This window comes from Empedobacter sp. GD03797 (genome assembly GCF_029842105.1).
Taxonomy (GTDB): Bacteria; Bacteroidota; Bacteroidia; order Flavobacteriales; family Weeksellaceae; genus Empedobacter; species Empedobacter falsenii_C.
Window position 1 is genome coordinate 24582 of record NZ_JAOCFS010000011.1, and the last position, 21600, is coordinate 46181.

A 21600-nucleotide genomic window follows, 5' to 3' on the forward strand; every position below is an offset into this window, starting at 1 on the left:
CTTAAAAAGAATCAAATCAATGTTTTTCAAAATAAAAAAATCCGCTTGATAAGCGGATTTTTCATTTATATTCTATTAATCTTAAAATAATTCTGATTGGAATTGCTCTAAGAAACGTTTATCATTCTCTGTGTACAAACGGATATCCCCAATTTGATACAACAACAACGCAATACGCTCAATTCCCATACCGAATGCATAACCCGAATATTTTTCAGGATCGATATCTACATTGCGCAAAACGTTAGGATCTACCATTCCACATCCCATAATTTCTAACCAACCTGTCCCTTTTGTCATACGATAATCGGTTTCAGTTTCTAATCCCCAATATACGTCAACCTCTGCAGAAGGCTCTGTAAATGGGAAATATGAAGGACGTAAACGAATTTCAGATTTACCAAATAACTCAGTTGTAAAATAACTTAAAGTTTGTTTCAAATCTGCAAACGAAACACCTTCGTCGATATACAAACCTTCGATTTGGTGGAACATCATATGCGAACGAGACGAAATCGCTTCGTTACGGTAAACACGACCTGGCGCTAAGAAACGCATTGGCGGTTGATTTTTCTCCATATGACGAATCTGCGTAGAGGATGTATGCGTACGCAACACAATATCTGGATCAGTTTCGATAAAAAATGTATCTTGCATGTCTCTCGCAGGGTGATGCGCAGGCAAATTTAACGCTGTAAAATTGTGCCAATCATCTTCGATTTCTGGACCTTCAGAAACGCTAAATCCAATGCGATTAAAAATCTCGATAATACGATTTTTTGTAATGTTAATTGGATGACGAGATCCCAATGTAAAAGGCTCTCCAGGACGCGTTAAATCTAAAGAAGAATCTGTTTTTCCTTCGTTTGAGATTTCATTTTTAAGAACAGTTGATTTTTCAGTTGCTAATGTTTTTAATTCATTCACAACTTGACCAAATTCCTTTTTTTGTTCATTCGGAACAGATTTGAACTGTGTAAACAAGTCCGTTAAAATTCCTTTTTTTCCTAAAAATTTAATTCTGAATTCTTCAATTTCAGCAGCATTTGTTGAATGGAAGTTTTTTACTTCTTCAATATATTGTTTGATTTGGTCAATCATAATTTCTGATCAATTTGATTACAAATTTAACCGATAATCAACTTATAACAAATTATTCGAGTACTTTTATTAAAAACGTCTAATTCTTATAAATAAAAATCCTCCTAAGAAAACTTAAGAGGATTTGATTGATATTATATTTTTAAAAATTATTTTCCAAATACTTCTTTTACTTTAGCTGTAATTCGTTCGCGTTCTGCATCTGTTAAATTAGAACCAGAAGGAAGACATAATCCATTTTCGAATAATTCTTCTGCTACCGTTCCTCCATAATAAGGTGCATCTGCAAAAACAGGTTGCATGTGCATTGGTTTCCATAATGGACGAGATTCGATATCATCTACCAAGAATGCTAGACGCAAATCTTCACGCGTTTTCCCTGCTACTTTTGAATCAATTAAAATCGCAGATAACCAATGGTTAGAGAAATAATCAGAACTTGGTTCTACAAAAACAGTTACGCCATCAATATCCGCAAACAACTCTTGGTAGAATTTATTCATTGCACGACGAGCTGCTACTCTATCCGCTAAAACTTCCATTTGTCCACGACCGATACCTGCTGTAATATTACTCATACGGTAATTGTACCCAATATGTGAGTGTTGATAATGAGGTGCATTATCACGCGCTTGTGTCGCTAAAAATACCGCTTTATCTTTATCTTCTTGTGTATGGGAAACCAAAGCTCCTCCACCCGAAGTGGTGATAATTTTATTCCCGTTGAATGATAAAACACCAAAACGTCCAAATGTTCCCGCAGATTTACCTTTGAAAGTAGACCCTAAAGCTTCCGCAGCATCTTCGATCACTGGAATGTTATATTTATCGGCAACAGCATGTACTTCGTCAACCTTATAAGGCATTCCATACAAATGAACCGCTAATATTGCTTTTGGCGTTTTTCCTTTTGCAATACGATCTTTAATAGCCTCTTCTAATGCTATTGGACAAAGATTCCATGTATCTTTTTCAGAATCGATGAAAACAGGTGTTGCGCCTTGATAAGCAATTGGATTTGCAGTTGCTGAGAATGTCATTGATTGGCAAAGAACCTCATCTCCGTAGCCAACTCCACATTCAATCAAAGCTAAATGAATTGCCGCTGTACCAGCAGATAAAGCAGCTACTTTAACATCTGCATTTAAGAATTTTTCTAAATCTGCTTCAAAACCATTAACATTTGGTCCTAAAGGCGCTACCCAGTTTGCATCGAATGCTTCGTGAATATATTTTAATTCATTTCCACCCATATGTGGAGATGATAACCATATTTTTTCAGCCATTTTTATAGTTGTTTTTGTTGTACAAATTTAGTTAATTATAAATTTGAAATATCTTTAATCTTAATAATTTTTCCAGGATTTCCTACGACTGTTGCACCATCAGGAACATCTTTTATAATGACAGCTCCTGCACCGATTGTACACCATTTACCTATTTTGATTCCTTGAATAATACATGCACCAATCCCAATATGTGTACCTTCGCCTACCTCAACATTTCCTGCTAAAGCAGCATTTGGAGATATATGCACATAATCACTAATTATACATTCGTGGTCAATAGAACCATTGGTATTAATAATACAATGTTTACCAATGTTTACTTCCGAATTAATCGAAACTCCTGACATTACAACAGCACCTTCTTCTATTTTTGCTCTTTTTGAGATAGAAGTTTTAGGATGGATTAATATAGGAAAATTAATATTTAAATTTTGTTGTACTATATTCTTTCGAATACCATTATCACCGATAGAAATGAACAGCTCTTTGCAATTATTTGGAATACTCGGAAGAACGGGATAACCAAACAATTCATGAGAAACAGGAGCATTATCAATGATTCCATTGATGGTTAAATCAAGCAATTCTGCTATTTCAACAACCACTTTTCCATGACCATTTGCTCCAAACAAATACATCGTTTCTTATTGTTTTATAATTGTCACCTTCTCTTTAAATCGATGAAAAACAGTTTCGTTATCTGTTACATTTTTATCAATAACCATTCCTGCTTGAATTATATTATTTGAACCTATCGTAACGGATGGGATAACTGTACTCCTAATTCCAAAAAAATTCTGGTTACCAATGTTCACATTACCAGCTAAACCTGCTGTTGATAAAAAATTATAATCTCCAATCACACAGTCGTGACTAATGAAACTATACGAAGTAACTAAATTAAAATCACCAATACTTACATTAGGACCAATAACCGAATTTGGGTAAATTACATTTCCTTTTCCAAGCTTTGCAGACTTAGAAATAACAACTGATGGATGAATAATGTTTGGGAAATCTAAATTTTGAATATCTAATTTTTGAGCTATTTTAGCTTTACCTTCTGGTGATGCAAATCCAAAAATATAAGAATATTTATCTGAAAAATGATGTTCTGCAATCGGTCCTAAAAAAGATCCCTCAAAACCATACTTTTCAGATTTTAACTTAAAATCTTCTTCGCTATCATTCAAAAAACCATAGATTTCAAATGTTGCAGAAGGATCTTGCTTTTGAATATCTTCCAAATAAGAAATTACCTCCGAAGCTACAGCTCCACTTCCTATAAATATTATTGGTTTCATTTTTTATTATTGGTTATAATTGTATTCTTCTCCATGTCCTGGATAAATAGTTAATCCATTCAACATTTCTTTATATTTTTCAATACTTTCTTGGTATTGCTTTTTGGATCCTGTTGGCAGATTGGTAACGATTCTTGTTCCTTGCAGTAAAAAATCTCCTGAAAAAAAAGAATCGTTTATTTTTAAACTAATAGACGAATCGGTGTGACCAGGTGTTTTAAAAACTTTAAATTTCAAATCAATCATCTGTAGGTCTCCTTCTTCTATGATAAGATCTGATTCTTCTACAATTAAATTAATTTGATTGTGAAAAATGGCTAAATTCTTCTTCGGATTCGGTAAACGTTCAGATGTTTTTTGAGATGAAATCACCTTTACTTCAGGAAAATTATTTCTCAAGAAATTAACACCTAAAATATGGTCAAAATGCTCGTGGGTAAGAAAAATAAACTCCAATTCTAAATTACTTTCTTTTAAAAAGTCAATAATTCTTGCATCATTTTCAGTTCCAGGGTCAATAATAATTGCCTTATTATTACTTGGATTAGAAATAATATAGGTTATAGAATCAATTGGTGTATTTTCAAACTTTTGTAAAGCGAACATTATCCTGTGATATTGATACTTCTACCTCCGTCAACTGTTAATTGCTGTCCTGTAATCCAACTTGATTGCTCGGACAATAAAAAGTTAACTGCATCTGCAATATGATTTGGCAAACCAATCCCTAACGGATATTGGGCAGACATTCTATTGCTTACTTCCTCATTTTCGAAGATAGATTTCGTCATTTCTGTAATTACAGCACCTGGCAAAACAGAATTTACTCTTACTTTTGGAGCCAATTCTACAGCCAAACTTCTCATTAAACCATCCAATGCAGCTTTTGAAGCACCATAAGTACTCATTGCTTTTGCTCCTCTATTGCTAATATTACTCGAGATTAAAACAACACTGTTTAAAGCAGAATTATTTGCTTTTTTGTTTGTTAAAAGCTTAATAATTGTATTTGCTGAAAAAACATTGGTTTTAAAAGTTTCCAACATCAAATCTTGGCTTACTAACTTCAACGGAACCATTTTCATAAAACCTGCACAATGCACAAATTTTTCAATAGAAATCTGATTTTCAGTATTAAAACTAGAAATATTTTTTTCTAAACTATCCAAATCACATAAATCTAAAGGCAGTGTATAAACTGTATTCTCAGTTGAACATTTAGCTTTTAGAGCCTCCAATTTTTCTATATTTCTACCACTAAGAACAATATTGTATTGTTTAGAAACCGAAATCGCAATTTCTTCTCCAATACCAGCTGTTGCTCCCGTTAATAAAACTGTTTCTTTCATAACCTAAATTTATTGTGCTGTAAAACCACCATCAACAGACAAAATAGAACCTGTAACCCATTTACTCATATCCGATAAAAGATAGGTAATTCCGTAGGCAATATCTTCCGCTTCACCCAATCCTAAAGGATGTAATTGGTTTAAACGATTATTGTATTCATCATCAAAAGAACCTGAAACATCATCTAACATTTGAGTTTTGATAAAACCTGGTGCAACGCAGTTTACACGAATATGTTTTGGTGCTAATTCTATCGCTAAAGATTTTGTAATTCCGTGCAAAGCCGATTTTGACATTGCATACGCAACATTTGCAGCAGAACCAACAAGTCCATATACAGATGAAATGAAAACAATTGATGGGTTTTCTATTTTATACATTTTATGTTTGGTAAATACTTTTGCTAACTCTAAGGCTGCAACCGTATTTATTTTTAAAACTTTATCCACAGTATCTGTATTTAAAGTTTTAAGCGGAGAAACATAAGGAATTCCAGCGATATGAACCATTCCATCCAAAGGACCGAAGGTTTTTATTTTATCTCCAACCAAATTCTTAATACCATGACTATCTGATAAATCTATTGCTAAATAATCACATTGATCATTACAAGATTTCAAAGTAGCTTTTAATGCATCTTCGTTAATATCTAACAAAAGAAGCTTTGCATTTATCGATGATAAATACAAAGCTGTTGCTTTTCCTATTCCAGAACCTGCTCCTGTGATTAAGATAGCTTTATCTGAAAAGTCTAAGAAATTTTTATGCATTTTTCTTACTTAAAATTAATTGATGCAAACCTTCGATTGTATTTGCTTCAGCAATTTCTGCATTTGTTAATGACACACTAAATTCATCATCAGCTAATGCAATTATAGATAAAGTTGTTAAAGAATCCCAAGCTTCAAAAGATGTTAACTCATCTGAAGGGTTTACAGTATCAACTTCCATAATTTCTGCCATTTGTTCTAAGAAATCTTCCATGTTATGATGTTTTTTATTTTAGTTATAGATTAGTTTACAAAAGTCCAAATTTCCAAGTTTCATAATGATAGTGCCCCAAGTAAGGCCTACTCCGAAACCAGAAAAACATACTTTTAATTCTGAATTTTCTAATTTTTCTCCTAAATTGTATGTTGTTACAACTGGAATGGTAACTCCACTTGAGTTTCCAAAATTTTCTACCACATTTGATGGTAATTTTTCTCTGCTAACACCAATTTTATCTGCTAATTTTTGTAGCATAAAGCGATTTGGTTGATGAAATAAGAAATAATCAATCGTTTCTACACTATCATTCGAATTTTCAACGATATTTTTAATCTGCTCAGGTACTTTAGTTTGAACAAAGTTGAACACATTATCCCCTTGCATCACCAAATGATTTTTGCTTCTTTTGTTACCAAAAGCATCTTCATAAAGTTCAGATGTTTCTTCGGTAATAGGCATTCTTGCTCCACCTGCAGGCACATTCAATGCCATTGCTCCGCTTCCATCCATGCGAATTTCACCTACAATTGATGTGGCATCAGTTGTATTTTCTATAATAGTAATTGCTGCTGCATCACCAATTAAAGGGTTACTATTTCTATCGAATTTTGAAACTTTAGGGCTTAAAACATCTGCATTACACAAAACAACTTTGTTAATACCTTCGTTATTCAATAGCATAAAAGCTTGTTGCAAACCCACTACAAAACCTGCGCAACCTTGATTGATATCCAAACAAATTACCTGTTCATCTAACTCATATTTTCCGTGCAGGATATTACTTGTTGGTGGCATAATGTATTCTGGACTTTGGCTTACAAAAAGTATAGCGTCGATAGAATCTTTGTTTAGCAAATTGTTCTCAAACAAATAATCTAAACCTTTTACTACTAAATCGTAACTTGTTGTAGATTGATCTGCCACAACTCTTTTCGATTTAAATCCCATTGCTGTTTTCAACTTTAGTGATTTGGCTTCAGAAAAGCTATAATTGTGCATTTCATCTTCAAACATCACTTCGTTTGAAGGTAAAATACTTAGCATTCCTGTAATTTTTTTATTTGAGAAATTGATTTTCATTATTTCGCTCCGTTCTTTATTAATAATGCTTCAATCGCATCTATCGTTTCAAAGTTTTCTGGTAAAATATCTGTACCGTCTATTGAAATTCCGAAAGTTTCGTCAAGTTCCGTTACTAAAGTGATTAAATCAAACGAATCTAACATTCCATTAGAAATAAACTCTGTTTCTGTTCCAAAATTAAATTCTGGACGAATTCCGTTCAATATTTCAATAATTTGGCTCTTCATATTTTTTATTTTTATTTATTAAAATTAGGTTGTGCATATCTTCTTCTACGAACCCAAAATGCTTATATCTTTTTATGGCATTCTCGTTGCTTTCTATCACCCAAAAAAGCTCTCTTTTTACGTTTTCACCAATATTGAAAAACAATTGAATCAATTTTGATCCAATCTTTTTTTCTCTATAATTCGGGTGTACAAACCAATAACGCAAATGACTTGTTATTCCGTGGATTTCAAAAACTATAAATCCTTGAATTTCATTATTATCCGAGAAATAATATGCACTTTTATTTTCGATAAAGGCATCAATTTCTTCAGAAGTCGGAATTCGTTCTACAAATTTATCAAAATATTTTTTGTAAAGGCTGTGAAATTCCTCTTTCTTATCTATGGTTAATAAATGAATATTCTCAAAATTCAATTCCTCTTTTTCATTTCGAATTTTACTCATTCTTACCATCGAAGAATATTCGAAAAACCCATTTTGAAGAAATGTTTCTTTAATTTCTTGTAAATAATTAGAATTACCTGCAGTTTCAACTGAAATCTCGCTTTGGTAATTAGCTGTCAAATATTCTAAAAAAGGGTTTAACTCGAGTGCATTCGAAACGATAAAATACATTCTTTTAAAACCAAAGTCATCTGTTAACAAAAAGCAAGCCTTTTCAGTTTTGAAAACGATAATTTTATTTTCAGATAATAATTGATTAAACTGAGATTCGGTCATAAAGAAATTTGTTTTCATTTCTTTCGACTTCAAGCGAAACAACTCACTTTTTATTTCGGCGTAAGTAAAATTCTTAATTTCTTCCATTCCGTCTAGATTACTAATTAAAAAGTTTTTTTAATTCTAATCTATTTATTTTCCCGTTTGCATTTAATGGAAATTCTTCCATTATTTCCCAACGAGTAGGAATCATATATTTAGGTAAATTATTCATAATTGTTTTGCGTATATTGGCTGAACTTTCTGTTGTAATAACAAAAGCAATTATTTGTTTTTGAACATCATCATACAGAACAGCAACGTTATCTACATTTGTTACTCCTAAGATTGCATTTTCTATTTCTCCTAATTCTATTCGATATCCCATGTGTTTTATTTGCGAATCTTTTCGACCTACAAATATTATTTCATTCAACTCATTAGTATATACTAAATCACCTGTTTTATATATTGTATCAGGGTAGTTGTTATGTAATGGATTCTGAACAAATGCGCTTACCGTTTTTTCAAGATCATTATAATAACCTAATGATAGAGAAGAACCTCTAACACAAAGTTCTCCTAATTCACCTTGTTCTGTTATTTTATTTTCCTCGTTGAAAATTAATATCTGCGTATTCCTACATGCATTACCAATTGGTAAAGATTCATCATCAAGAAAATCTCTTTCAACATTGTAGAATGTACAATCTACAGTAATTTCTGTTGGTCCGTATAAATTAGAATATAGGGAATTTGGATAGTTTTTTCTCCAATAATTTAGATGCTTATTTGGCATTGCTTCACCTGCAAAAAGAATTTTATCTAGAAATTGAGGTTTTATCGTATTGAAAACATCAAAATTAGCGATATTAACTAAAACAGATGGAACCCAAAAAACGAAGTTAATTTCCTTTTCGTTAATATATTCTATTAATTTTATTGGAAATGTAAATCGATCTTCCGGAATTATATTAAGTGTTGCTCCCGTGCAAATCATCAAATAAATATCCAGTGTTGAGTTATCAAAATAAAAAGGGGCTTGATTACCTATTGCGTCACTTTCTGTTATATCGTACGTTTCTTTTGCCCATTCTATATAGTCAATTACACTTCGATGTGAAATGAGCACACCTTTTGGTAGGCCAGTAGAACCTGATGTAAAAATTGCATAAATAGGATCTACATCTATAATATTTTGGCTAAGATCATCAAGCTTTTCGTCGTCTACTTTTTGATTCTCAATTTGTTCAACAATAATTATCTTTCCTGTAAAATTAATCTTTTCTAAAATTGCACTATGTTTTTTATCTGTAATAATACAACTTGATGATAAAGTACTGATAATTTTTTCAATTCTTTCTACAGGCGATTTAGTATCTAAAGGGATGTAGAAATTCCCGCTCTTCATAATTCCAATAAATGACAAAATAGCATTATTACTTTTAGGTAATAAAACTGCAATAGGATTCCGTTGTTTTATGAATTTTGAAATCTCTAAGGCTATTTTATTTGATAATTCATCAACTTGATTAAATGTCAGTTTTTCAGAATTATCATCTAAAGCGATATGATTTGGAAATTTTGATACACTATCTTTAAAATATTCAACTAAATTTACTTTCATTTTACATTAATTATTACCATTAAATCCTTCCATTGTAACTTGCCCTTCTTGAGAAATACCTTCTCGAATAACAACTTTTTTAATAGTTAGGAAAAATATTTTAAGGTCCAAAATTAAGGATATATTATCCACATACCAAACGTCTAATTCAAACTTTTTTGTCCACGAAATAGCATTTCTACCATTCACTTGTGCCCAACCTGTAATGCCTGGACGTACATTGTGTCGACGTTTTTGCGTTTCGTTATATAAAGGCAAATATTGTGGTAACAAAGGACGTGGACCAATGATTGCCATATCTCCTTTCAAAACGTTGATTAACTGCGGAATTTCATCCAATGATGTTTTACGTACAAAAGCTCCAATAGGAGTTAAACGCTCAGCATCAGATAATAGATTTCCATTAGTATCTTTCTTATCGTTCATAGTTTTAAATTTGATAATCTTAAAGATTTTCTCGTTCAATCCTGGACGCGACTGAAAGAAAAATGGTTTTCCTTGATTAGCAAAATATAAGCCTATCGTAACTCCAATAAATATAGGTGAAAGTACAATAAGTCCTATTAAAGCTATAAAAAAATCGAAAACTCGTTTGAAAAAGTGTTTGTACATTCTAAAATTTCAATAAATTTAACACTGCAAATATCATAAACTTTCTATTATCTCTCATTAACTGTGTATTATATTTCCATATTATAAAATTTCTTTGGAAATAATTACCTAAGAAGCTTTTATAAATTTTATATTCTGCTGAATCTTTATCTAAATATTGAATGTAATTCATCACATGATTTTGATAATACCCTTTTAAAACTTCTGAGGACTTTTCTTTTATAGTATTCCAAGATAGTTTATTTAGATGCCCATGTACATTTTCTTGATGTAAACGATAATGAATAAATGAATTACTATCAATAAAAACTTTAAAATTTCTCGAACGCGCAAAAAAGTACACCAGCCAATCATGAGAGAATCCTTTCCAATTTGAAGTATCTAATTTTACTAAAAAAGACTGCAACTCCTTTGCAATTTTTTTAGTAAAAACATAGGTACATCCTGCACTACCACCTTCAAACAAATAATCAAATTCCTTCTGAGGGAAATCTTTTTTAAGTTCACTAAAACTTCCGTTTGAGGTGTCCCATTTTGTAAGGTTTGAACAATATAAGTCTGCATCATTTTTCTTTAATAATTTCAATGCTGATAACATCTTTTCTGGCAACCATATATCATCTTGGTCTGAAAAAGCAATGTATTCAAAATCTTCATTAAAATCTAAATTAATAACCATTTTTAGAAAATTTTTCGCTGCAGAACCTGTTCCTGGAAAGTTTTGATTAACAGAAATATGAGGATAAAATTCTTTTATAATATTTACTGTATTATCTTTACTTCCATCATCACTAACAACAGTATCTACTAAAACATCTTTTTGAGCAAGAATAGAGTTAATTTGTTGTTTTATATATTTTTCGCCATTGTATGTAGCGAGAAGGATTTTAATTTTCATTTATAAATTGGGGTGTGTTGAATAAAATGTATAGATAAAATAAAACATTAAAAAAATACTTAAATAATTTATATATCCTGTGAACTTACTTATTTTATATGGATAAAAACACAAAAATGTTATTAAATAAATAGAATATCTAAAAGACATTACTGGATTTAATATAAAAAGTACTAAGTATAAAATAAAAACAAAAATAAAATAAGAGTTATAAACTACTTTTCTATTCTTAAAATAGATAAGTAAAACTACCAAGTTAAAAATTGTAAAATAAAAAAAATGGAATGCTACATTATATTTTGCTCCCCCAGCTGAATAAGCATCAAACTTCATCAAAATATGAGAAAAAATTGGAAGATTAATAATTACTCCTAAAGATATTGCGCCTGTTAATATATAAATCAAAACCTTTTTTTTAGGTTTCTTAAAACCTAAAAATGTAGATAGTATCACTGGTAATGAGCTAACATGAAATAAGAAGGCAAAATATCCTAAAATAAATCTAGAATTTCTTAACATTTTATACAAAGCCATCCCTACTAGTAAATATGCTAAAGAATTTCTTATAGCTGTATAAGTAAACAAAAAATAATATAATGTGAAAAATATTATTTTTAAGTAGAATAATATAGATTTATTGTAGGCTAACCAAATAAAAAATAGATTACAAATAAAAAAATTAAATAAGTAAACATATTCTAAAGCTAATGAATTGGAAGGCGCTATTTTTTTAAAAAAATCATATATTATAGGAAAATAAGGCTCACTTAATATTTTATCAATACCAAAACTAAAGCTTTCTCCGGAAAGCAAATAATAGCCATAATAATCAGCATTAGACTTGTAATCTACATGAATTCTAAAATAATATCCTATTCCTAAGAATATTAAACTAATTCCCAGAAAAATAGGAAAGTGTTTTCTAGCTCTACATAAAAAGAAATAAGATAAAAAAATCAAAATCAAATATTCTAACATATTATCTTATTTTGTTTTGAATTTGATTAATATTTTTTGGAAAATTTTTCACATAATAAATTATTAGACTACGGAGCACTTTTGAACTCCAATATAATTTAGCTAAAGGTTTAATTATTCTATAATATAATAGATATTTTTTTGGCATTCTCTCAAAGACAATAGGTTCAATATATGCAGCATAATTTGAAAAACATATTATCTTATCTTTTAATTGTTCAGTTGTATTATTTGTAACACCTCTATTATACCAACCTAAATGTCTTGCTTCTATTAAATTTCTATCTGTTCTACAAGTATAATAATAAGGTCTAACAAGTGAAGCGTGTCCAATAGATAATTTAAATTTATTCATAACAAAAAGATCTTTACGATAAATAGCTAAAGTCGTATCTACAGGAACAATATTATTATTTCCTATTTTCGGTTGCGTATCAAAAAACAATTCTTGTTTAGTAACTTTTTCATACAATTCTCCTTTATCTATATCAGAATACTTCAAAGCTATTCCTAATTTTCCTATACATCTATTCATATTCATTTCATCTACCATTCTTTCTAACCAACATTTACCTTCTAAATATGGAACTTCTATATCACAATCTGAAAATATATAATATTGATAATTTTCTTCTCTCCACTTTGGATGTTTAAATGCTAGGTTAAAACCAAGTAACCAATTATTTTTTTTTGAAAAAATAATATTCAAATCTTTATAAGAATTTTCAAGTAATTTTAATTCTTCTATTATTTTTGGAGTAGAAAAATTATCAATTAGAAATATTTGATGACTATAGCGCGTATTCAATTTTAATGACTTTAACATTAAATTTAAATTCGTGATATCATTTCGATGTAATATTATAATTGGAATTATAGGTTTCATACATAAAAAGTTTAATTAATCTTTGGTAAAATATTGTATTTTTTACAGCTAAAAAATAATAGTATTGTTATTAACAATTCACATATTAACATTGATACTGCTGCACCAGTAGAATTAAAAAAGTATATTAATGGTATTGCTATTAACAAATTTAGCCCTCCTACAATTGTAACAACTAAGCTATATATTTTATTTAAATCGAAAATTAACAATGAAAATGTTGCTAACACAGTATCAAAAATCAAAAGTATAGGTATAAAAATCATTAATCTTAAAGCAATCAATGCCCCAATACTATTACTCCCAAATAAATTTATTAAAATATATTCTGAAAAAATAAATACTAAAAAACAAATTAAAAACATTATAGAAGCTCCAAATTTAATAAATCTATAGTTAAATTTAAGAACTTCTTCTTTATTCTTAATCGCTTTTATGCTAAGAAAAGGATATAATGTTTGAGATATAGGATTAATAATACTTTTTAATGCAGCTACAATTCTTTCCGCTAAAGTGTAATAACCTACTATTGTATCTGAACTAAAAAATCCCAAAATTATTGTAGTAGTAAATGTATATAATGTAACGGATAAGTTAGAAATAAATAATGGAAAAGACTCTTTTAAATAAAAAAACATTGAAGATAATTCAACTTTAACCAATCTTACTCTAAAATTTTGATACATAATGTAAAATGATACAATAACAGAAATAAAATTTCCTATGGAATAAAACAAAGGAACTTTTTCTATATCATTACTATTTTTTACAAAAACAAAAATCAATACTGTTGATAAAAGTTTTGTTAAAACATTTATTATAGTTAGATTTTTCATTTTTTCTATACCCTGATAAAACCAGTTTAAAAGAAAACTTTGTAAGAAAACAGCCAAAAAAGAATATAAATATAATTGAGGTGATTGATTTAATTTATCAATAAATATTATACATATAACTAATATAATAAAACTTAAAAAACTTAAAAATAATTTACAATAAATTATAGATGAAACTATATTATTAATTAATAAATTATCTTCTTTATTAATTGCTACTTGTCTAGTTCCTGATAAGTTAAAACCAAAATCAATAAATATCTGAAAATAAAATAAAATTGCGGTAGAAAAAGATAATAAACCAAAATTATTTACCCCTAAAGTTTTAAAAAGATAAGGAAAAGTTATTAATGGTAGTATATAATTCACTCCTTGTAGTATTACTAAAGAAATAAAATTATTAAATTGAGTTTTATAATTAAGAAAAAATTTTTTTAGCTTTTCCATTTAAATCTTTAACTATTTACAAACCTTCATCAAGTACTCACCATAACCACTCTTTCTAAGCGGTTCTGCAATTTTGATTAATTGTTCCTTATTAATATACCCCATACGATAAGCAACTTCTTCGATTGCACCAATTTTCATTCCTTGACGTTCTTCAATCACTTGAACAAATTGTCCAGCTTGCATCAACGAATTGATTGTTCCTGTATCTAACCAAGCTGTACCTCGGTTGAACACTCCAACTTTTAATTTTCCCCTCTTTAAATATTCCGCATTAATATCTGTAATCTCTAATTCTCCTCGAGGAGAAGGTTTGATGTTTTTTGCAATTTCTACCACATCATTGTCGTAAAAATACAATCCTGGAACGGCGTAATTTGATTTAGGCTCAGTAGGTTTCTCTTCAATTGAAACGACTTCATTATCTTGATTAAATTCTACCACTCCATATCTTTCTGGATCGCTCACTTGGTAAGCAAAAACTACGCCACCATTTGGATCTGCCGAATCTTGTAATAATTTTGACATTCCTGAAGCATAAAAAATATTGTCGCCTAATATTAAAGCTACTTTATCGTCTCCAATAAATTCTTCTCCTAGAATAAACGCTTGAGCTAAACCATCTGGACTTGGTTGTTCTTTATATGAAAATTTACATCCGATTTGAGATCCGTCGCCCAGTAATTTCTCAAAATGAGGTAAATCGTGAGGCGTAGAAATAATCAAAATCTCATTAATTCCTGCCAACATCAACGTTGACAAAGGGTAATAAATCATGGGTTTATCATATATTGGCATTAACTGTTTACTAACCGCTAATGTTAAAGGGTGTAATCGCGTTCCTGAGCCTCCGGCTAATATTATTCCTTTCATGTTTTTTTTTGTTGTTAAAACGGTTAGATGGTTAGATGGTTATATGGTGATATGGTTATATGGTGATATGGTTAGATGGTTAAAGGGTGAACTTGTAAACTTGTAAACTTGTAAACATGTGATCATGTAAACTTCTTCACTTTTTCACTCCTTCACTTCTTCACTTGTTAACTCCTTCACTTGTTAACTCTTTCACTTCTTCACTTGTCAAATTGTGAACTTGTTAACTTGTAAACGTGTGATCATGTAAACTTCTTCACTTTTTCACTTGTTAACCTCTTCACTTCTTCACTCCTTCACCTCTTCACTTGTTCACTTGTTAACCCCTTAACTTTAAATCCTTCAAACGACTGTGCTTCTTGATCTTTTTCAGAGATTATCATTTTATCTGTTGGAATTTGCCAATCTATATTCAGTTCGCTGTCTAAAGGGTTAACGCCGTCTTCTGACTCTTTATTATACCCATTGTCACATTTATAGAAAAACGTAGCTGAATCAGAAATCACCGAAAATCCATGTAAAAATCCTCTCGGAATAAACAATTGTTTTTTGTTTTCTGCAGATAACTCAACCGCTACTGATTGACCATAGGTTTCAGAATCTGGACGAACATCAACTGCAACATCAATCACAGCTCCTTCTACAACACGAACCAGCTTTGCTTGCGCATGTTCTCCCGCTTGCATATGTAAACCACGAACAACTCCGTAAGATGAATTAGACTGATTATCTTGTACAAAAGTTGGCTTGTATCCCAAAATTTCTTCCAATTTATTCTCGTTATATGATTCGAAGAAATATCCTCTCGAATCTTCAAAAACTGTCGGTTCTAAAATAAAACAACCTTTTAATTTAGTTTCTGTTGCTTTCATTTAATTGTCAATATTGTTTTATAATGTTAATAAAGTTGATAAGGTTATAAAAGGTTAATAAGGTTAGATAGATATAAAAAGGTTAATCTATTCTCAATGATTTAATCAATTTAGAAAGCATACTTTTTATATAATTTATACTCTTTTGAAATTGTATTAAATTACCAATAAATCCTAATCGAAAAGCTATTTCCAATTGCGTTTCAAGTTCACTTACTGAACCTAGCGCAATATAAAGAAAACGTATAAACTCAGCTTGACTTTGTCGACCTGCTCCTTCTGCAATATTACTTGGGATAGAGACCGCACTCCGTTTCATTTGACTTGTCAATCCGTAAAGTTCTTCTTTAGGGAAAATTTTTACAGTTTCATAAATACAGACGACTAAATCCATAGATTCTTGCCAAACTTTTAATTCTTTATGACTAGCCATATTTTTTAAAGTTTTATATGTGTGGTGGTAAAAAAGGCTTAAGTTGAAATGAGAAAATAGAGAAATGGGGAGAACTAACTTTCTTAACCTTATAACCTTCTCCTTATTTATACTGATTTTCGTAATAATTTTGGTAATCGCCAGACGTTACATTGTCTAACCACTCTTTGTTGGATAAAAACCAATCAATTGTTAGACTCAAACCTTGCTCAAACGTCACACTTGGTTTCCAGCCTAATTCTTCGTTGATTTTTGTTGCATCAATTGCATAACGTAAATCATGTCCTGGACGATCTTTCACAAATGTGATTAATTGTTCTGAAGTTCCTGCTTCTTTCCCTAATTTTTCATCCATTTGCTTGCACAATTCTTTTACCAAATCGATGTTTTTCCATTCGTTGAAACCTCCTACATTGTAAGAACCTCCATTTTTTCCTTCATGGAAAACTAAATCAATCGCTTTTGCATGATCGATCACAAATAACCAATCGCGTGTATATTTTCCATCTCCGTAAATTGGCAATGGATTCCCGTTTAAAATATTATGAATACACAACGGAATCAATTTTTCTGGAAAATGATTTGGTCCATAATTGTTTGAGCAATTCGTCATCACAATTGGTAAACCATATGTATCATGATATGCTCTTACAAAATGATCCGAAGATGCTTTTGATGCTGAATATGGCGAATGCGGATCATAAGAAGTTTCTTCTGTAAAAAAACCTTCATCTCCTAAAGCGCCAAAAACCTCATCTGTCGAAACATGATGAAAACGTTTTCCTTCGAAATTATTGTTCCAAATCGTTTTTGCAGCATTCAATAAGTTTACTGTTCCAATCACATTCGTCATCACAAAATCCAACGGATTTGTAATAGAACGATCCACGTGAGATTCAGCTGCTAAATGGATTACTCCATCTGGCTGATATTTTTCAAAAACTTCTAATATATGTTTTGCGTCGGTAATATCAGCTTTTACGAATTCGTAATTTGATTTACTTTCGATGTCTTTCAAATTCTCTAAATTTCCCGCATACGTCAACGCATCAAGGTTGATGATTTTTGTTTCAGGATAGTTTAAGACAAATTCTCTTACAACGTGAGAACCGATAAATCCAGCTCCACCTGTAATTAAAATAGTTTTCATAGTATTTTATAGACGTTTATTAACTTCTTCTTTAGGCAAAGCCCCTTTTACATCATAAATGACACCATTTTCTTTTAAATAATCCGTTAACTGAAGATTTAAAAATTCGTCGTGTGATACTGTTAGAATGATGGCGTCGAATTGGTGAACTGGTGAACTGGTGAACTGGAAAACCTGATCCCATGTATTACAAAAAGTTATTCCGTATTCATGGTTTACCTCATCTGGGTTAGCCCAAGGGTCTAACGTTGTCACCTCTATTCCATATTCTTCTAAAGCATGAATCACATCAATTGCTTTTGAATTTCGTATATCGGGGCAATTTTCTTTAAAGGTAATTCCTAAATTTAGAATTTTCGCGCCTTTTACTTTGATATCGTTGTTTATTAACAATTTAACAACCTGAGAAGCCACAAAGGCTCCCATCGAGTCATTTAGTCGTCTTGCTGCTAAAATTAATTCTGAATAATAACCAATTTCTTGAGCTTTTTGAGCCAAATAAAATGGATCAACACCAATACAATGTCCTCCAACCAAACCTGGTTTGAATGGTAAAAAATTCCATTTTGTTCCAGCTGCTTCTAATACGTCATTGGTATCAATATCCATTAGCGAAAAAATCTTCGATAATTCGTTAATAAACGCAATATTGATATCACGTTGCGAATTTTCGATCACTTTCGATGCTTCTGCAACCTTGATTGTCGGTGCTAAATGCGTTCCTGCGACAATTACGGATTGATATAAATCATCAACAATTTTTCCAATTGCTGGCGTTGAACCTGATGTTACTTTTAAAATTTTCTCAACCGTGTGTTTTTTATCGCCTGGATTAATTCGCTCTGGTGAATATCCCGCATAAAAATCTTGGTTAAATTTCAATCCCGAAGAATGTTCCAATACTGGAATACATTCTTCTTCTGTAACACCTGGATAAACCGTAGATTCGTAAATAACAATATCATTTGGTTTCAACACTTTACCTACTGTTTCTGAAGACTTTTTCAAAGGAGTCAAGTCTGGTCGATTATTCTTATCTACTGGCGTTGGAACGGTTACGACATAGATATTAGCGTCTTTGATATCGTCTAAATTAGCTGAACAGAATAAACCATGGGTTGGTTGAGCTGTTGAATCGTTTAATTGATTAATTGGATTCTCAGTAACTAAAACTGATTGCAATACTTCATCAGAAACCTCTAATGTTAAGTCGCGTCCTTGGTTTAATTCAGCAATACGTTTCTGATTGATATCAAACCCAACAACAGGGTATTTTGTTGCAAATAATCGAGCCAAAGGTAAACCTACGTAACCTAAACCGATAACTGCTATTTTATGTTGTTGATTCATTTATTATAATATTTTCTGTACCATTGTACAAAGTTATACACTCCTTTGTCAACAGGATAATGAGGATGATAACCAAATTTATCTTTCAACTCTTGGACATCTGCCCATGTTTGATTGACATCTCCTGCTTGCATCGGATACATTTCTAAAATAGCTTTTTCTCCTGTTGACTTTTCGATTTCTTTTATAAAATCCATTAATTGAACAGGTTTACTATTTCCTATATTGTATAATTGGTATTTTTCGTTTGTATTTTTATCTTCAAGTATTTTGTCTATTCCTTGAATAATATCATCAATGTACGTAAAATCGCGTGACAAATCGCCGTGATTAAACACTTTTAAGGGTTGATGATTCAAAATAGCATCTGTAAACAAAAACATGGCCATATCTGGTCGTCCCCAAGGTCCATAAACCGTGAAAAAGCGCAAACCTATCGTTTGGAAATTGTACAAATGACTATACGCATGCGCCATAAGCTCGTTTGCTTTTTTGGTTGCAGCGTATAAACTAATAGGATGATCAACATTTTGATTTGTTGAAAAAGGAACATCTGAAGAGTTTCCGTAAATACTTGAACTACTTGCGTACAATAATTTTTTGACGTTATAATTTCGGCAACATTCTAAAATGTTTAGAAAACCAACTAAATTACTTTGTCCATAGGCATCAGGATTTTCGATACTATAACGAACACCAGCCTGAGCTGCCATATTAACAACCGCATCAAACGAATATTCTTTAAAAAGTTGAGCCAATGACTCTTTATCTTCTAAATTCATTCGATAGAAAATCATCTTTTCTTCATGTTTAGAAGAAAGAACTTTCTGACCAAAATTTGAAGCAAATTCTTGATTGATTCCTAATTCTTTTAATCGATCATATTTTAACTGAACAGTGTAATAATCGTTAATATTATCAATTCCAACAACTTTGATATTTTTTTCGATTAATTTTTCAGCTAAATGGTAACCTATAAAACCAGCTACACCAGTTATTAATACTGTTTTCATTATTTCTCCTTTTCAGAAGTCGCAACTACTTTTCTTAATCCAGAACTAGAGAAGCGGTGTGTACGCTTATTGTAGTAAATTTGAATATTATTATCTAAACAATATTGTTTTCCTGTAAAGTCGATATTTCGATATTCTTCCCCAATAACTCTAACATTTATTGGTAAAGCACTTAACATATCAAACAAATCTTGTTCGGTTTCGTAGGGAATAATTTCGTCGACATATCGACAACCTTCTAATTGAATATAACGCTCTACTATGGATTGCGTAGGACTATTTTTAGAAGGATCTACACTTGCAGGATCAGTATTAAGTCCTACAATTAAGTAGTCGCATTGTCTTTTGGCTTCTTCGAGCATCATCACATGACCTGCATGAAGAAGGTCAAATATACCGAATGTAATTCCCGTTGTCATTTTATAATAATATTGTTGGAACGACAAATTTACGGATTTATATTGAATTAATTTTAAGCTTTTTTGACATAAAAAAAGCACTCAAATCGAGTGCTAAGTATTTAAATTAATTCAGAATTTCTTTTTTCTAAATGCGTGTAAACATTCTTTACTTCTTGCGAATATTCTTTTTGTAGAATTAAATTCGCGGTTGGTGTATTGACAAAAATTGTATTTTGCAGACCAACAAAAGAAGTATAAACATCTGTTCCAATCACCATATTTCCATTACGATCGACATAATGTCCGTTCATCACAAAATAATCATACAACGATTCGAAAGAACCTAAATCATTCCAAACAAATTTTGCTGGAACTACTTTTATCTTTTTACTACGCTCCATTACGGCGTAATCGATACTATTTGATGGAATATTCATTGAAAGTTCTTCGTTCAATTCTCCGTTTATATTTTCTGCCCAAGCAATTTTAGAAGCTTCGTAAATATCTTTCTCAAATTTCTTTAATTCTTTCAATAAAACTCTCGCTTTGAAACAAAACATTCCACTATTCCACAAAAAGTTTCCTTGCTCGATAAAATCTTGCGCAGTAATATGATTTGGTTTTTCGCGAAAAGAAAGTACATTATCTCCTTTGTGCTCAATATAGCCATAACCCGTTTCTGGACGAGTCGGATGAACACCAAATGTTACGATATAATCTTTTTCAGCTAACGCAATCGCTTTTTTCATTGCAACTTGATAAGCTTCCATATCTTCGATCAAATGATCAGATGGTGTAACAATTAGAATATCATCATCCTCAACTGCCAAAGCTGCAAATGCAATCGCCGCAGCTGTATTACGAGGAACAGCTTCTACAATTTTTGTGTATTCAACATCAAGTTTATCTAAAGCTTCTTGACTTAAATGGTCATTATCTTTATTCCCAATCACAATTAATTTATCAGCAATTGGACGATTACGTTGAATCGTTAACTCAAATAATGATTGCTCATTAAACAAAGGTAAATATTGTTTTGGATGACTTTTACGAGAAAGTGGCCATAAACGACTTCCTACTCCTCCAGATAATATCACGTTATAAATACACATAAATTCTTCTAATTCGAACTTGTAAAGTTATTAAAAACTACTATATCATAGCATTCTATTATGAT

The 21600-nt window shown here is 30.8% G+C and carries 25 protein-coding genes; all 25 read right to left on the minus strand.

Annotated elements, in window-relative coordinates:
* Positions 1-81: 81 nt before the first annotated feature.
* The 25 genes from N5D90_RS09135 to N5D90_RS09255 all read right to left on the minus strand — a co-directional run bounded on the left by N5D90_RS09135 (position 82) and on the right by N5D90_RS09255 (position 21535).
* Complete coding sequence (locus tag N5D90_RS09135; protein WP_038336503.1) at positions 82-1101, minus strand: phenylalanine--tRNA ligase subunit alpha; 1020 nt, start codon at positions 1099-1101, stop codon at positions 82-84.
* Positions 1102-1250: 149 nt separating this feature from the next.
* Positions 1251-2387: a DegT/DnrJ/EryC1/StrS aminotransferase family protein gene (locus tag N5D90_RS09140; protein WP_280062238.1), complete on the minus strand. Its 1137-nt coding sequence runs from the start codon at positions 2385-2387 to the stop codon at positions 1251-1253.
* A 35-nt stretch (positions 2388-2422) separates the two neighbouring features.
* On the minus strand, positions 2423-3028 hold the full coding sequence (locus tag N5D90_RS09145; protein WP_280062239.1) for an acetyltransferase: 606 nt from the start codon (positions 3026-3028) through the stop codon (positions 2423-2425).
* Positions 3029-3034: 6 nt separating this feature from the next.
* The gene (locus N5D90_RS09150; protein WP_280062240.1) at positions 3035-3694 is read right to left on the minus strand and encodes an acetyltransferase; all 660 of its coding nucleotides are present in this window, start codon (positions 3692-3694) and stop codon (positions 3035-3037) included.
* A 6-nt stretch (positions 3695-3700) separates the two neighbouring features.
* On the minus strand, positions 3701-4300 hold the full coding sequence (locus tag N5D90_RS09155) for an MBL fold metallo-hydrolase (protein WP_280062241.1): 600 nt from the start codon (positions 4298-4300) through the stop codon (positions 3701-3703).
* Positions 4300-5043, minus strand: a complete 744-nt coding sequence (locus N5D90_RS09160; RefSeq protein ID WP_280062242.1) for an SDR family NAD(P)-dependent oxidoreductase — start codon at positions 5041-5043, stop codon at positions 4300-4302. Before N5D90_RS09160 ends, N5D90_RS09155 begins: the two co-directional genes overlap by 1 nt.
* A 9-nt stretch (positions 5044-5052) precedes the next feature.
* Positions 5053-5814, minus strand: a complete 762-nt coding sequence (locus N5D90_RS09165) for an SDR family NAD(P)-dependent oxidoreductase (protein WP_280062243.1) — start codon at positions 5812-5814, stop codon at positions 5053-5055.
* Positions 5807-6028 (minus strand): phosphopantetheine-binding protein, encoded by a 222-nt coding sequence (locus N5D90_RS09170; RefSeq protein ID WP_280062244.1) that lies wholly within the window; start codon positions 6026-6028, stop codon positions 5807-5809. The genes N5D90_RS09165 and N5D90_RS09170 overlap by 8 nt, the downstream gene beginning before the upstream one ends.
* A gap of 18 nt (positions 6029-6046) precedes the next feature.
* Entirely contained in the window at positions 6047-7114 is a 1068-nt protein-coding gene (locus N5D90_RS09175; protein ID WP_280062245.1) for a ketoacyl-ACP synthase III, read from the minus strand.
* On the minus strand, positions 7114-7344 hold the full coding sequence (locus N5D90_RS09180; RefSeq protein ID WP_280062246.1) for an acyl carrier protein: 231 nt from the start codon (positions 7342-7344) through the stop codon (positions 7114-7116). Before N5D90_RS09180 ends, N5D90_RS09175 begins: the two co-directional genes overlap by 1 nt.
* A complete protein-coding gene (locus N5D90_RS09185; RefSeq protein ID WP_280062247.1) occupies positions 7325-8155 on the minus strand; it encodes a GNAT family N-acetyltransferase in 831 nt (276 codons plus the stop codon). Before N5D90_RS09185 ends, N5D90_RS09180 begins: the two co-directional genes overlap by 20 nt.
* A gap of 13 nt (positions 8156-8168) precedes the next feature.
* Positions 8169-9674 carry an amino acid adenylation domain-containing protein gene (locus N5D90_RS09190; RefSeq protein ID WP_280062248.1) on the minus strand — a complete coding sequence of 502 codons (1506 nt, stop codon included), beginning with the start codon at positions 9672-9674 and terminating at the stop codon, positions 8169-8171.
* Between the two features lie 6 nt (positions 9675-9680).
* Positions 9681-10286, minus strand: coding sequence for a sugar transferase (locus N5D90_RS09195; RefSeq protein ID WP_280062249.1), 606 nt, complete (start codon positions 10284-10286; stop codon positions 9681-9683).
* Between the two features lies 1 nt (position 10287).
* Positions 10288-11184, minus strand: coding sequence for a glycosyltransferase (locus tag N5D90_RS09200; protein ID WP_280062250.1), 897 nt, complete (start codon positions 11182-11184; stop codon positions 10288-10290).
* The gene (locus N5D90_RS09205) at positions 11185-12162 is read right to left on the minus strand and encodes an EpsG family protein (protein ID WP_280062251.1); all 978 of its coding nucleotides are present in this window, start codon (positions 12160-12162) and stop codon (positions 11185-11187) included.
* Position 12163: 1 nt separating this feature from the next.
* On the minus strand, positions 12164-13048 hold the full coding sequence (locus tag N5D90_RS09210) for a glycosyltransferase family 2 protein (protein WP_280062252.1): 885 nt from the start codon (positions 13046-13048) through the stop codon (positions 12164-12166).
* Positions 13049-13059: 11 nt separating this feature from the next.
* On the minus strand, positions 13060-14331 hold the full coding sequence (locus tag N5D90_RS09215; protein ID WP_280062253.1) for a flippase: 1272 nt from the start codon (positions 14329-14331) through the stop codon (positions 13060-13062).
* Positions 14332-14343: 12 nt separating this feature from the next.
* Entirely contained in the window at positions 14344-15204 is an 861-nt protein-coding gene (gene rfbA / locus N5D90_RS09220) for a glucose-1-phosphate thymidylyltransferase RfbA (protein ID WP_280062254.1), read from the minus strand.
* A gap of 296 nt (positions 15205-15500) precedes the next feature.
* Positions 15501-16076 (minus strand): dTDP-4-dehydrorhamnose 3,5-epimerase, encoded by a 576-nt coding sequence (rfbC, locus tag N5D90_RS09225; protein ID WP_280062255.1) that lies wholly within the window; start codon positions 16074-16076, stop codon positions 15501-15503.
* A gap of 82 nt (positions 16077-16158) precedes the next feature.
* Positions 16159-16509 carry a four helix bundle protein gene (locus N5D90_RS09230; RefSeq protein WP_114998499.1) on the minus strand — a complete coding sequence of 117 codons (351 nt, stop codon included), beginning with the start codon at positions 16507-16509 and terminating at the stop codon, positions 16159-16161.
* A 103-nt stretch (positions 16510-16612) separates the two neighbouring features.
* Positions 16613-17659, minus strand: coding sequence for a dTDP-glucose 4,6-dehydratase (rfbB, locus tag N5D90_RS09235; protein ID WP_280062256.1), 1047 nt, complete (start codon positions 17657-17659; stop codon positions 16613-16615).
* A gap of 6 nt (positions 17660-17665) precedes the next feature.
* Positions 17666-19009 carry a nucleotide sugar dehydrogenase gene (locus N5D90_RS09240; RefSeq protein ID WP_280062257.1) on the minus strand — a complete coding sequence of 448 codons (1344 nt, stop codon included), beginning with the start codon at positions 19007-19009 and terminating at the stop codon, positions 17666-17668.
* Entirely contained in the window at positions 19006-20022 is a 1017-nt protein-coding gene (locus N5D90_RS09245; protein ID WP_280062258.1) for an NAD-dependent epimerase/dehydratase family protein, read from the minus strand. Before N5D90_RS09245 ends, N5D90_RS09240 begins: the two co-directional genes overlap by 4 nt.
* Positions 20022-20441 (minus strand): adenylyltransferase/cytidyltransferase family protein, encoded by a 420-nt coding sequence (locus N5D90_RS09250; protein WP_114998507.1) that lies wholly within the window; start codon positions 20439-20441, stop codon positions 20022-20024. The genes N5D90_RS09245 and N5D90_RS09250 overlap by 1 nt, the downstream gene beginning before the upstream one ends.
* A gap of 101 nt (positions 20442-20542) precedes the next feature.
* Positions 20543-21535: a mannose-1-phosphate guanylyltransferase gene (locus N5D90_RS09255; RefSeq protein WP_280062259.1), complete on the minus strand. Its 993-nt coding sequence runs from the start codon at positions 21533-21535 to the stop codon at positions 20543-20545.
* Between the last annotated feature and the right edge of the window lie 65 nt (positions 21536-21600).

Excerpts from the sequence above, each read along its gene's own strand:
- N5D90_RS09135 (WP_038336503.1), bottom strand. The coding sequence starts at position 1,101 with ATGATTGACCAAATCAAACAATATATTGAAGAAGTAAAAAACTTCCAT.
- N5D90_RS09140 (WP_280062238.1), bottom strand. The coding sequence starts at position 2,387 with ATGGCTGAAAAAATATGGTTATCATCTCCACATATGGGTGGAAATGAA.
- N5D90_RS09145 (WP_280062239.1), bottom strand. The coding sequence starts at position 3,028 with ATGTATTTGTTTGGAGCAAATGGTCATGGAAAAGTGGTTGTTGAAATA.
- N5D90_RS09150 (WP_280062240.1), bottom strand. The coding sequence starts at position 3,694 with ATGAAACCAATAATATTTATAGGAAGTGGAGCTGTAGCTTCGGAGGTA.
- N5D90_RS09155 (WP_280062241.1), bottom strand. The coding sequence starts at position 4,300 with ATGTTCGCTTTACAAAAGTTTGAAAATACACCAATTGATTCTATAACC.
- N5D90_RS09160 (WP_280062242.1), bottom strand. The coding sequence starts at position 5,043 with ATGAAAGAAACAGTTTTATTAACGGGAGCAACAGCTGGTATTGGAGAA.
- N5D90_RS09165 (WP_280062243.1), bottom strand. The coding sequence starts at position 5,814 with ATGCATAAAAATTTCTTAGACTTTTCAGATAAAGCTATCTTAATCACA.
- N5D90_RS09170 (WP_280062244.1), bottom strand. The coding sequence starts at position 6,028 with ATGGAAGATTTCTTAGAACAAATGGCAGAAATTATGGAAGTTGATACT.
- N5D90_RS09175 (WP_280062245.1), bottom strand. The coding sequence starts at position 7,114 with ATGAAAATCAATTTCTCAAATAAAAAAATTACAGGAATGCTAAGTATT.
- N5D90_RS09180 (WP_280062246.1), bottom strand. The coding sequence starts at position 7,344 with ATGAAGAGCCAAATTATTGAAATATTGAACGGAATTCGTCCAGAATTT.
- N5D90_RS09185 (WP_280062247.1), bottom strand. The coding sequence starts at position 8,155 with ATGGAAGAAATTAAGAATTTTACTTACGCCGAAATAAAAAGTGAGTTG.
- N5D90_RS09190 (WP_280062248.1), bottom strand. The coding sequence starts at position 9,674 with ATGAAAGTAAATTTAGTTGAATATTTTAAAGATAGTGTATCAAAATTT.
- N5D90_RS09195 (WP_280062249.1), bottom strand. The coding sequence starts at position 10,286 with ATGTACAAACACTTTTTCAAACGAGTTTTCGATTTTTTTATAGCTTTA.
- N5D90_RS09200 (WP_280062250.1), bottom strand. The coding sequence starts at position 11,184 with ATGAAAATTAAAATCCTTCTCGCTACATACAATGGCGAAAAATATATA.
- N5D90_RS09205 (WP_280062251.1), bottom strand. The coding sequence starts at position 12,162 with ATGTTAGAATATTTGATTTTGATTTTTTTATCTTATTTCTTTTTATGT.
- N5D90_RS09210 (WP_280062252.1), bottom strand. The coding sequence starts at position 13,048 with ATGAAACCTATAATTCCAATTATAATATTACATCGAAATGATATCACG.
- N5D90_RS09215 (WP_280062253.1), bottom strand. The coding sequence starts at position 14,331 with ATGGAAAAGCTAAAAAAATTTTTTCTTAATTATAAAACTCAATTTAAT.
- rfbA (WP_280062254.1), bottom strand. The coding sequence starts at position 15,204 with ATGAAAGGAATAATATTAGCCGGAGGCTCAGGAACGCGATTACACCCT.
- rfbC (WP_280062255.1), bottom strand. The coding sequence starts at position 16,076 with ATGAAAGCAACAGAAACTAAATTAAAAGGTTGTTTTATTTTAGAACCG.
- N5D90_RS09230 (WP_114998499.1), bottom strand. The coding sequence starts at position 16,509 with ATGGCTAGTCATAAAGAATTAAAAGTTTGGCAAGAATCTATGGATTTA.
- rfbB (WP_280062256.1), bottom strand. The coding sequence starts at position 17,659 with ATGAAAACTATTTTAATTACAGGTGGAGCTGGATTTATCGGTTCTCAC.
- N5D90_RS09240 (WP_280062257.1), bottom strand. The coding sequence starts at position 19,009 with ATGAATCAACAACATAAAATAGCAGTTATCGGTTTAGGTTACGTAGGT.
- N5D90_RS09245 (WP_280062258.1), bottom strand. The coding sequence starts at position 20,022 with ATGAAAACAGTATTAATAACTGGTGTAGCTGGTTTTATAGGTTACCAT.
- N5D90_RS09250 (WP_114998507.1), bottom strand. The coding sequence starts at position 20,441 with ATGACAACGGGAATTACATTCGGTATATTTGACCTTCTTCATGCAGGT.
- N5D90_RS09255 (WP_280062259.1), bottom strand. The coding sequence starts at position 21,535 with ATGTGTATTTATAACGTGATATTATCTGGAGGAGTAGGAAGTCGTTTA.